Here is a 10,252-nt window from a genome sequence, read left to right as displayed (position 1 = left end):
CGGTGTCGGAAACGTGGTTCGACCCGCCCGCCAGCGCCAGAGCCAGAGCCCGCCAGCGCCCGCCCGCCCTACTGCAGCCCCTTGCCCACCCGGCTGTTGCGGCGGCTGTACCCGAAGTAGATCGCGAACCCGACCACGAGCCAGATGACGAACCGGAGCCACGTCTCGACCTCGAGGTTCAACATCAACCAGAAGCACAGCACCGCCGAGACGATCGGCAGCACCGGCGACCACGGCACCCGGAAGGCACGCGGCGCGTCGGGACGCGAACGACGGAGCACGATGATGCCGATCGACACGAGCACGAACGCGGACAGGGTGCCGATGTTGATCATGCCCTCGAGCTTGTCGACCGCGGTGAAGCCGGCGAGCAGCGCGACGACGACACCCGCGACGACCTGCACGCGCACCGGCGTCTGCGTCTTCTCGTTCGTCTTCGAGAACCAGCGCGGCAGCAGGCCGTCACGGCTCATCGCGAAGACGATGCGGGACAGGCCGAGCAGCAGCACCATGACGACCGTGGTCAGACCGATCAGGGAGCCGATCGCGATGATGCCAGCGGCCCACGGCAGTCCGACGATGTCGAAGGCGGATGCCAGCGACGGCGTCTTCTCCTCGGCCAGGCGCTGGTACGACACCATGCCCGTGATGACGACGCTGACGCCGACGTAGAGCAGCGTCACGATGCCGAGGCCGATGAAGATGCCGCGCGGCAGGGTCTTCTGTGGGTTCTCGGTCTCCTCGGCGCTGGTCGCGACGACGTCGAAGCCGATGAACGCGAAGAACACGAGGGAGGCCGCGGCGAGCAGGCCGAAGACGCCGTACTGGGCGGGCTCCGAGCCGGTGAACCAGGACACGAGCGACTGGGTCCAGACACTCCCCTCCGAACCGCGGGCGGGCGACGCCGGCGGGATGAAGGGGGTGAAGTTCGCGGCCTTGACGAAGAACGCACCGGCGACGATGACGAACACGACGATGGCGACCTTGATGACCGTGATGACGGCCGAGACCCGCGACGACAGGCGGGTGCCGAACGCGAGCAGCACCGTGAAGATGCCGACGATCAGGACCGGGCCCCAGGTGAACGGGATCGGCCCGAGCTGGATCGTGCTCGGCAGGTCGACGCCGAACACCTCGAACGCGGTGCTGAGGTAGATGCCCCAGTACTTCGCGATGACGGCGCTGGCGGTGAGGGTCTCGAGGATGAGGTCCCACCCGACGATCCAGGCGAGCAGCTCGCCCATCGTGGCGTAGGTGAACGTGTACGCGGAGCCGGCGACGGGGATCGTCGAGGCGAACTCGGCGTAGCACATGATCGCGAGGCCGCAGGTGACGGCGGCGAGCAGGAACGAGATGATGACGCCGGGCCCGGCGAAGTTCGCGGCGGCGTTCGCACCGACCGAGAAGATGCCGGCGCCGACGGCGACCGCGATCCCCATCGCGGCGATGTCGAACGTCTTCAGGGAGCGTTTCAGGGACCGGCCCTGCTCCTCGGAGTCGGCCAGTGAGGCCTCGATCGACTTGATGCGGAGCTTCTGTGCCATGGGGTGGATCCCGTCATCGGCTGGCGGCGGACCCCGCGACATTACTGGTGTACCACCCCGACACGCAAACACCGCGGACGGGCGTGGCCCGGCAGCGCGGCCTGCGACTGCGCGTGGTCCGGGGCCCGGGAGGCGCGGCTCGGCTCAGACGGACCGGCGCCAGTCCGACAGGAACCGCGCTCCGGCGTCGTCGTGGATCACGCCGTCGGGTGCCGTGAGCACCGGGTAGGGCGTCGCCGGGACCCCGTCGGACGGGCGGACGTCGACGTGCGCCACCTCGTGGCCGTTCGCGTGCAGCCAGTCCGCCATCGCGTAGTCGCTCCGGGAGTCGCCCATCGTCCGCCACGCCAGGGGCAGCTCGCCGTCCTGCGCGAGGAGCTCGAGCGACCGTTCGGCGCCCATGTCCTTGCCGCTGCGGTCGGACTCGACGTCGGTCGAGATGATCGTCGGGTCGATCCGCCACTGCACGGCACCGTCCGCGTCGGGGCGGACGTCGTCGAGCCGGCGGACCCCGAGCCCGCGGCGCTGGAGTGCGGCCATGGCCTTCGCGTCGAACTCCGGCTGGCGGGCGAGGTACGTGGCGTTCGGCACCTCGACGCGCTGCTCGATCGAGACCATCGCGCGCTTCGTCTCGTCGAAGAAGACCAGGTCGGCGTACTCGTCGCGGACGAGCTCGCGCATCTCGTCGGCGTAGTCCCGCGGCAGCGCCAGGTCCTCGGCGACGGTCAGCTCGCCCATGCCGCCCTCGTACTGCGGGCCGATCGAGCACCAGACGGCGCCCTTCTCGCACACGGCGTGCACGCGGCCGCCCGCGGCGAGACCGCCGGCGAGCAGCGGTCCGACGACCTCCTGCCGGATGAAGGCGTCGCTCCGCCCCGTGTTGAACACGACGGGGATGCCCTCGGCCGCGAGCGCGACGAGGTCCTCGATGATGCTCGGGATCGCGATGGTGCGCGAGACGGGGCTGGCGATGGGCCCGTCGACGTCGAGCAGGAGTCCGAGGCGAGGTGCGTTCACGACGACCATCCTTGCAGCCCCGGTGGTCAGCGCCGTGCGGCCGTCCGCGCGGTGAAGCGGTCGAGCAGCTGGCCGAGGGCCTCGGGTGCGGGCACGTGTCCCTGCCCCGGCACCTCGGCGTACTCCGAACCCGGGACGGCCTCGACGACCGCCCGGGCCGCCTGCCGCATCCACTCGAGGCCGTCGCCACCGGCCGCGACGAGGACGGGCACGCCCACGGCTGCAGCCACCCGCTCGGGGATCGCGAGACCGTTGAGGACCCGGACGTCACGGCTCAGCACGTGCGCGTCGACCACGAGGGACCGCCACAGCGCACCCTTCAGCCGGAGTGCGGTGATCTGGCCCATGGGGACGCCGAGGACGTGCGCGAGGAACGCCCGGACGGCCTGGGCACGACGTCCGACCGCGACGTGCTCGTCGAGGACGTCCGCGAAGACGACGTCGTCGGCGTGCGGGTCGACGGTGGCGCGGTAGGGCGGTTCCCAGAGCACGGCGGCGTCGAGTCGGACCCCGCCCGCGAGGCCGTGCAGCACCACGCCCGCGCCCACGCAGAGGCCGACCGCCGTGACGGGACCCTCGACGTCGGCGACGACGGCCGCGAGGTCCTCGACCTCGCGCTCGATCGCCCACGGGTCGGTGTCGCCGCTCGCGCCGCGGCCGCGTCGGTCGTAGGTGATGACCCGGTAGCGGTCGTGCAGGGCCGCGGTCAGGCCGGTGACGAACGGGGTGCCGTGGTGGTCGAACGCTCCGCCGACGACGACGAGCGCGGGGCCGGTCCCGGCGTCGGACACGGCGAGCACCGTGCCGTCCGCGGAGACGACCGTGCGGTCGACGTGCTGGTCCATGGGGTCCTCGAAGGTGGGTCGACCGCGGTGCGCCGCTGGCGCGCGTGGGGTCCTTCGGGTCTGGTCCTTGGCGGGTCGGTTGTGTCGAGCATGACAGCCCCGTGCCCCCGCGTCGACACCCGCAACCAGGGGGAGAACGCCGGTCCGGCCGCTCTCGACTCAGACCAGGGCCGTCGTGCCCACCGACTCCCGTTCGAGCAGGGACCGCTTCACGTCGAGCCCCCACGCGAAGCCGCCGAGCGTGCCGTCGGTCCGCAGCACGCGGTGGCACGGCACGAACAGCGCCGGGGCGTTCCGCGCACACACGCTCGCCGCGGCCCGGACGGCGTCGGGTCGCCCCATCGCGGCGGCGAACCCGGTGTAGGTCAACGTCCCGCCGGCGGGGATCAGTCGGAGCTGCCGCCAGCCCTCGGCGAAGAGCTCGGTGCCGAACTGACGCACCGGCACCTGCATCGCGTGCTCGACCTCGCCCGCATAGAACGCGTCGACGGCGTCCGCCGAGGCCACACGCCCGTCGACCACGCGTTCCGGCCGGTGCCGGTCGGCGAGGCGCGCGAGGATGCGCTCCGCGTCGTCCGTCCAGCCCGAGGCGAGGACACGGCCCTCGGTGTCCTCGAGCACGGTGAAGGGGCCGTCGGGGGTGTCCAGCGTCTGGATCGTCGCATCGGTCATCGTTCGTCCTTCCGGGCGGCCGGAGCCGCGGTCGTGTGGGTCGCACCGGTCGTCGCCGTCGCGCGGTCGATGATCGGTCGCCAGCAGTGCATCGTGAGGTAGCTCCGCCACGGCGCCACCTGCTCCGACCATAGGGAGAGCTCGCGCGCCGAACCGGGCAGCCCGAGTTCCTGTGCACCGTTGCGCACGGCGAGGTCGCTGTGGAGGAAGACGTCCGGGTGGTGGCGGACCCGGAGCGCCACGTAGTCGGCCGTCCAGGGCCCGATGCCCTTCACCGCGAGGAGTCCGGCGCGCAGCTCGTCGAGCGACTGCCCGCCGTCGACCACGAGCGACCCGTCGGCGAGCGCGGCGGCCACCCGGAGGATCGTGTCGACGCGGGCAGCCGGGCCACGGAGCACCTCGTGCCCGCGGGCCGCGATGACGGCGGCGGACGGGAACAGCAGGCCGTCCGGCGCGATCGCGGACGGCACGGGCGCACCGAGCGCCGCGACCAGCCGTGTCTGCGCCGTCCGGGCCGCCGCGACGGACACCTGCTGGCCGATGAGGGTCCGGAAGACGATCTCGTGCGGGTCCACGGCGCCGGGCAGCCGGATGCCGGGGACCCGGGCGACGGCGTCGGCCAGCTCGGGCACCGCGCCGAGCACGGCGTCGACGGCTTCCGGATCGGCGTCGAGGTCGAAGTACGAGCGCACCCGCGCCACGAGCGTCGGGAGGTCGGAGAGGTCCGTGACCCGCACGCGCAGGTCGATCCCGGTCCCCCGCCCGGCCACCCCGGGGACGGAAGCCGAGGCGCTGAACCAGGCCGCGCCTCCTGGCAGGTCGAGCACCCGTCCGTACGACGTGACCCGCCCGGTGTCGTCGACCTCCACCTGCTCCGTGCCCGCCAGGGCGTGCAGCGCGTGCCAGTCGAGGAGCCCCTGCGCGTCGAACGGCGCGCGCGCCGGCAGGTGCACGTGCAGCGCCCCGTCCGCGACCGGTCGGAGCGTACGGCGTGCGCGGAGCTCGGTCGGCGTGACCGCGAAGACCTCGCGCACGGTCTCGTTGAACTGGCGGACGCTCGCGAACCCGGCGGCGAACGCGACGTCCGCGACGGGCAGGTCGGACGAGGTGAGCAGCGTCCGCGCGGTCTGTGCGCGGTGCGCCCGGCTGAGCGCCTTGGGCCCGGCACCGAGCTCGGCGGTCATGATGCGGTTGAGCTGCCGCTCGGAGTACCCGACGCGGGCGGCGAGACCGGGCACGCCGTCGCGTTCGACGACGCCGTCGAGGACGAGGCGCATGGCGCGTCCGGCGACGTCCTCGCGGAGGTCCCACTCGGGGCTGCCCGGTGTCGCCTCGGGCAGGCAGCGCTTGCAGGCGCGGAAGCCGGCGAGGTGCGCGGCGGCACTGGTGCGGTAGAAGGTGACGCCGGACTCCCGGGGCGTCCGGGCCGGGCACGAGGGGCGGCAGTAGATGCCGGTGGAGTGCACGGCGGTGACGAACTGCCCGTCGAACCGGGCATCGCGGGAGGCGACGACCCGGTAGCGCTCGGCGTGCAGTGCGTCTGGTGCGGTGGACATGCCCACAGCCTGACACGGCTCACCGACATCGACTGGCGGAAATCAGACAGGGCAGCGGACGTCCGTCAGTGCGGGAACGGCGGCCTGGAGGCGCGGCTAGCGTGGGGTGGGTGACCGACGTGGACGACGTGGCCGGCTCCGGCGACCTGCCCTTCCGGACCGACGTCGAGATCGCGCTGCTGCTGGTGTCCCGGCGGCACCGGTACGAGGGGCGACCGGCGGACGGGGCGCTGCCCGCCGTGGACGGCGAGCCGGACGACCTGCGCGATCGCGTCGAGCTGCGCGCGGGACTCGGGATCGTCGGCGACCGGTACTTCGCGTCGCGGGCGCATGTGCACGCCTCGGTGACCGTGATCGGTCTCGAGGGGCTCGACGCCGTCGCCGCCGAACTCGGTGCGGCCGTCGACCCGGTCGCGACCCGGCGGAACGTGTTCCTCCGCGGGGCGGACGTCGAGGCGCTCCGGGGCCAGCCGTTCACGCTCGACTCCGGGCAGGGGGTGGTCCGCTTCCGCGGGTACCGGCCGGCGAACCCGTGCGCCTGGATGGACCACGAGGTGGCCCCGGGGGCGTTCCGGGCGATGCGCGGGCGGGGCGGGGTGCGGTGCGACCCGGAGTCCGACGGCGTCCTCGCCCTCGGTCCCGCGGTGCTCCGCACGGCCCGCCCCGTCGCGCTCCCCTGACGCGCCGGCGCGCCCGGCGCGCTCGCCGCGCCAGCGCGCCGAGACTCGGGCCCGCGGACTCTTTCGCGCTGCCGCAGCCCACGCCGAGTCCGCCGAGCCGAGACTCGGCCCAGCCTCCTACGCGGTCAGTGCGGACTCGATCGCGAGTGGGCGCAGGGCCGGTCAGGCGGTTAGTGCGGACTCGATCGCGTCGACGAACGCCGGCAGGTCGTCCGGGTTCCGCGAGGTGATGAGCCCGCCGTCGACCTGGACCTCCTGGTCGACCCACTCGGCCCCGGCGTTCCGCACGTCGGTCTGCAGCGACGGGAACGACGTGATCGTCTTCCCCGACACCACGCCGGCCTCGATGAGGGTCCACGGCCCGTGGCAGATCGCGGCGACGGGCTTGCCGGCCTCCGCGAATGCCTGCACGAGGGAGACCGCCTGCTGGTCGGTGCGGAGGGTGTCGGCGTTGATCGTGCCCCCGGGGACGACGAGCGCGTCGAACGAGCCGGCGTTGACACCGGCGATGGTGGTGTCCGGGTCGACGTGCTGGCCCGGGTCCTTGTCGCCGACGAGGGTCGCGATCGCCCCGGTCTCCTGCGCCGCCACCGTCACCGTCGCGCCGCGCTCGCGGAGCTGGTCGATCGGGACGACGATCTCGTCCTGCTCCACGCCGTAGTTCGTCGCGATGACGAGGATCTTCTTGCCGTCGAGTGCTGCCATGGTCGTTCCTTCCGCGGCCCGGTCGTTCCGGCCGCACGATCAGCGTCGTCGGGGAGCGCTGGAAGCGTCCGCAGGTGGACAGCCGTGGGCCGCGGTCGGGTCAGCCGCGGATGCGGAAGGCCGTTCCCTCGCGCTCCACGGAGATGCCGTCGTAGCCGCCCACCCGGTACAGCCCCGCGGTGACGTCGGCCTCGAGCGTCCCCACGACGACCGTGGTCGCCCCGGAGCCGATCGCGGCCTCGAGCCCGGCGGGTGCGTCCTCGAACGCGACACAGTCGGCGGCGTCGACACCGAGCAGCGCCGCACCGCGCAGGTACCCGTCCGGGTGCGGCTTGCCGTGCTCGACGTCCTCGGAGGCGACGAGCGCCTCGGGCACGTGCACCCCGGCGGCCTGCATCCGCTCCACCGCGAGGTCGCGGGGCGCACTCGTGACGATCGCGACCGGCACCCCGGCGTCGACCAGGCGGGACACGAACGCCCCGGCGCCCGGGACCTCCGAGATGCCCTCGGTGCTCTCGCGCTCCTCGGCGACGAGCCCGGCAGCGATCCGCAGCTGCTCGTCGTGGTCGAGGTCGGGCAGGAAGCGCTGGATCGTGCTGATCGCCTGGCGGCCGTGCGAGAAGGCGAGGATCTCCGCGGGGTCGATGCCGTGCTCGACGCCGAACCGGGTCCAGGTCGCCTCGACCACCGCGGTCGAGTCGACGAGCGTCCCGTCCATGTCGAAGAGGACCCCGGACGCCACGATGTCGATCACGCGCCCGACCCTAGCGTGCCGCCCCGGTCACTCGCCGGGGTCCGGCGCGCGGTGCCGGTCACTCGCCGGGGTCCGGCGCGTGGTGCCGGTCACTCGCCGGGGTCGAGCGCCCGCACGTACCGGGTGAGCAGCACACCGTCACGCCCGAGGAGCACGTGGGCCGGCCGGAAGCGCCGGAGGTCGGGCGAACCGCCGCGGGTGATGCGCGGGCCGGCGCCACCCTCGAGCGACGGGTCGACCGTCAGCGTGAGTTCGTCCACGAGGTCCGCCGCCACGAGCGCCCCGAAGAACGTCGGTCCGCCCTCGCAGTGCACCGTGCCGAGGCCGCGCGACACCAGGGCGTCCCGCAGGGCGACGGGGTCGACCGTGTCCGGGTCGTCGTCGGAGCTGCACGGCACGACGTCCGCGACCGCCGCGAGCGCCGCGGCCCGGGGCGACGACGCTGCGGTCGTCGAGGTGAGGACGATCGGACGCACCGGCGCCTCGGTGAACACCCGGGACGCCGGGTCGAGGGACAGCGAGCCCGAGACGATCGCGAACACCGGGTGGTCGGGCAGCCCGTGTGCCCGCCGCCAGGCCACGTCGGCGTCGTGCAGCACCATCGGCCCGTAGCCCTCGTCACGGACGGTCCCGGCGGCGACCAGCACCGCGTCGGCCACCCGGCGCAGCAGGTCGAACACGCGCAGGTCGTCCGGCCCGCCGAGCGAACCCGAGACCCCGTCGCCCGCGCCCGTCGCCGAGCCGTCGAGCGTCGTCACGAAGTTCACCCGCAACCAGGGTGCGACCGCCCCCGCCGTGTACAGCGCGAGCAGCTCGTCGTCGGACAGGTCGGCGATCGACGGCGGGAGGACGCTCACGTGTTGTGCCGCGCTTCCACCGGTGCCCGCCAGCCGAGCGTCGCCTCGACCATGCGCATCGCGTCCACGCTCTCGGCGACGTCGTGCATCCGGACGATCCGCGCGCCGAGCATCGCGCTCACGGTCGCGACCGCCAACGACCCGGCCAGTCGCTCACCGCGGGGACGCCCGAGGGACTCCCCCACGAAGTCCTTGTTCGAGACCGCCGCGAGCACCGGGTAGCCGAGCGCGACCACCTCGGGCAGGCGTCGGGTGAGCTCGAGCGTGTGCACCGTGTTCTTGTTGAGGTCGTGCCCCGGGTCGACGATGATCCGCGACTCCGGGATGCCGGCCGCGAGGGCCCGGTCGACCCGCTCGCGCAGGAACCCGACGACCTCGGTCGTCACGTCGCCGTACTGCGGCGGGGCCGGCAGCGGACGACGGGGCTCCGCCAGCGAGTGCGTGATCACGATCGTCGCGTCGGAGTCCGCCACGACGGCCGCCATCCGGGGGTCGGACAGCCCGGTCGTGTCGTTGACGACGCTCGCACCGGCCTCGATCGCCGCTGCGGCGACCTCGGGCCGGAAGGTGTCGACGCTGATCGTCACGTCGGACTCCTGCGCGAGCTGCCGGACGACGGGCACGACGCGGTCGATCTCGTCGGCGGCGGGCAGCTCCGGCCCCGGCGCGAACTTCACGCCGCCGATGTCGACCCAGTCCGCGCCCTGCTCGGCCGCGTGCACGGCGGCCTCGACGGCACGGTCGAGTGCGAAGGTCGCGCCGCGGTCGTGGAACGAGTCGGGCGTGCGGTTCACGATCGCCATGACGGCGATGCGGTGGTCGAAGTCGACGGTCCGGCGGCCGATGGTGCGCACGGGCTCGCGCAAGTCGGGGACGACCCACCCGGGTGCGGTGGCAGCAGGGCCCTGGCGCGCCCCGCTCAGCGGCGACGCGAAGCGTTGCGCGGGGCGCGCCGACCGAGCCTGCGAGGGAGGCGACCCGCCTCGCTCGGTCGTCACGCGTCCGCCCCGCGGCCGGCTCCGACGTCCGCGCCTGCACCGATCAGGGCGATCGCCTCGGCCCGTCCGGCGGCCTCGGCCAGGGTGCCGGACGCCGCCACGGTCACGGTCGTCGACCCGGTCTGCCGCTCCCCACGGGTCGTCACGCACTGGTGCTGCGCGTCGAGGACCACGAGGACGCCGGCGGCCCCGAGCCCCTCGGCGATGGTCGCCGCGACCTGCTCGCCGAGCCGCTCCTGCAGCTGCGGACGGGAGGCCACCGCGTCGAGCACGCGCGACAGCGTGCCGAGGCCGATGAGCCGGTCCCCCGGCGCGTACGCGAGGTGCGCCACACCGAGGAACGGGAGCAGGTGGTGCTCGCAGACGGACCGGAACTTCACGTCGCGCACGATGACGAGCTGCCCGCGGTCGCCCGGTTCGGCGTGGACCGTGCCGTCGCGGGCGATCGCCACCGCGTCCGTCCCGATGCCGGAGAAGAACTCGGCGTACGACTCGGCCACACGGGCGGGCGTGCGGGCGAGTTCCGCGCGGTCGGGATCCTCGCCGATCGCGAGCAGGAGCTCCCGCACGGCGGACTCGATGCGCGCACGGTCCAGACGTTGGTTCACCCGTCCATCCAACACC

General features: G+C 73.6%; 11 protein-coding genes. 1 reads left to right on the top strand and 10 read right to left on the bottom strand.

Annotated elements, in window-relative coordinates:
* Positions 1-68 precede the first annotated feature (68 nt).
* The 5 genes from BIV03_RS07105 to BIV03_RS07085 all read right to left on the bottom strand — a co-directional run bounded on the left by BIV03_RS07105 (position 69) and on the right by BIV03_RS07085 (position 5,634).
* Complete coding sequence (locus tag BIV03_RS07105) at positions 69-1,544, bottom strand: amino acid permease (protein ID WP_070417635.1); 1,476 nt, start codon at positions 1,542-1,544, stop codon at positions 69-71.
* A 144-nt stretch (positions 1,545-1,688) separates the two neighbouring features.
* A complete protein-coding gene (locus BIV03_RS07100; RefSeq protein ID WP_229085571.1) occupies positions 1,689-2,561 on the bottom strand; it encodes a hypothetical protein in 873 nt (290 codons plus the stop codon).
* A 26-nt stretch (positions 2,562-2,587) separates the two neighbouring features.
* On the bottom strand, positions 2,588-3,406 hold the full coding sequence (locus BIV03_RS07095; RefSeq protein WP_071295182.1) for an alpha/beta fold hydrolase: 819 nt from the start codon (positions 3,404-3,406) through the stop codon (positions 2,588-2,590).
* A gap of 159 nt (positions 3,407-3,565) precedes the next feature.
* Positions 3,566-4,078, bottom strand: a complete 513-nt coding sequence (locus BIV03_RS07090) for a methylated-DNA--[protein]-cysteine S-methyltransferase (RefSeq protein ID WP_070417632.1) — start codon at positions 4,076-4,078, stop codon at positions 3,566-3,568.
* A complete protein-coding gene (locus BIV03_RS07085; RefSeq protein WP_071295227.1) occupies positions 4,075-5,634 on the bottom strand; it encodes an AlkA N-terminal domain-containing protein in 1,560 nt (519 codons plus the stop codon). The genes BIV03_RS07090 and BIV03_RS07085 overlap by 4 nt, the downstream gene beginning before the upstream one ends.
* 110 nt (positions 5,635-5,744) lie before the next feature.
* On the opposite strand from BIV03_RS07085, the gene BIV03_RS07080 reads away from it, so the two are divergent.
* Positions 5,745-6,314 (top strand): molybdenum cofactor biosysynthesis protein, encoded by a 570-nt coding sequence (locus BIV03_RS07080; RefSeq protein WP_254790790.1) that lies wholly within the window; start codon positions 5,745-5,747, stop codon positions 6,312-6,314.
* Between the two features lie 162 nt (positions 6,315-6,476).
* On the opposite strand, the gene BIV03_RS07075 is transcribed toward BIV03_RS07080, so the two are convergent.
* From BIV03_RS07075 to folE, 5 genes are all read right to left on the bottom strand, one after another.
* Positions 6,477-7,019 (bottom strand): type 1 glutamine amidotransferase domain-containing protein, encoded by a 543-nt coding sequence (locus BIV03_RS07075; RefSeq protein WP_070417631.1) that lies wholly within the window; start codon positions 7,017-7,019, stop codon positions 6,477-6,479.
* A gap of 100 nt (positions 7,020-7,119) precedes the next feature.
* Positions 7,120-7,773, bottom strand: coding sequence for an HAD-IA family hydrolase (locus tag BIV03_RS07070; protein WP_071295181.1), 654 nt, complete (start codon positions 7,771-7,773; stop codon positions 7,120-7,122).
* 89 nt (positions 7,774-7,862) lie between these two features.
* Entirely contained in the window at positions 7,863-8,630 is a 768-nt protein-coding gene (locus tag BIV03_RS07065; RefSeq protein ID WP_071295180.1) for a pyrimidine reductase family protein, read from the bottom strand.
* Positions 8,627-9,484 (bottom strand): dihydropteroate synthase, encoded by an 858-nt coding sequence (gene folP, locus BIV03_RS07060; protein ID WP_254790789.1) that lies wholly within the window; start codon positions 9,482-9,484, stop codon positions 8,627-8,629. Before folP ends, BIV03_RS07065 begins: the two co-directional genes overlap by 4 nt.
* Positions 9,485-9,624: 140 nt before the next feature.
* Positions 9,625-10,236, bottom strand: coding sequence for a GTP cyclohydrolase I (gene folE / locus BIV03_RS07055; RefSeq protein ID WP_254790787.1), 612 nt, complete (start codon positions 10,234-10,236; stop codon positions 9,625-9,627).
* Between the last annotated feature and the right edge of the window lie 16 nt (positions 10,237-10,252).

Origin of the sequence: Curtobacterium sp. MCBA15_016 (assembly GCF_001865105.1) — a bacterium.
Classification (GTDB): Bacteria; Actinomycetota; Actinomycetes; order Actinomycetales; family Microbacteriaceae; genus Curtobacterium.
Note: the sequence above shows the minus strand (reverse complement) of the source record. Positions and strands in the feature narration are given on the sequence as shown.